Here is a 315-nt window from a genome sequence, read left to right as displayed (position 1 = left end):
CTTCTAAAATTTCCTTTTTTTCAAATCAAGTCAAATAGTAGTCCCGGGCAGACTCGAACTGCCGACCCCTACATTATCAGTGTAGTACTCTAACCAGCTGAGCTACGAGACTCTGTTTTACTTAATTTTATCATTTTTTAAATCGACAGCAAGAGTAATTGAATCTTGATATTCAGTCCCTTTAGATGGCATCATTTCCCCCGACGTGCATTACTGCTAACATACAGGGCTCTAGAAAGGAGGTGTTCCAGCCGCACCTTCCGGTACGGCTACCTTGTTACGACTTAGCCCTAGTTACCAGTTTTACCCTAGGCA

The 315-nt window shown here is 42.9% G+C and carries 1 tRNA gene and 1 rRNA gene; both read right to left on the bottom strand.

What is annotated here, in order from left to right:
* Positions 1 to 38: 38 nt before the first annotated feature.
* Positions 39 to 112, bottom strand: a tRNA-Ile gene (locus tag K6T82_RS24120).
* Between the two features lie 123 nt (positions 113 to 235).
* Positions 236 to 315: ribosomal RNA gene (locus K6T82_RS24115) — 16S ribosomal RNA — on the bottom strand; the annotation flags it as partial.

Source organism: Flavobacterium potami (genome assembly GCF_020026915.1).
GTDB classification, from domain to species: Bacteria; Bacteroidota; Bacteroidia; order Flavobacteriales; family Flavobacteriaceae; genus Flavobacterium; species Flavobacterium potami.
Note: the sequence above shows the minus strand (reverse complement) of the source record. Positions and strands in the feature narration are given on the sequence as shown.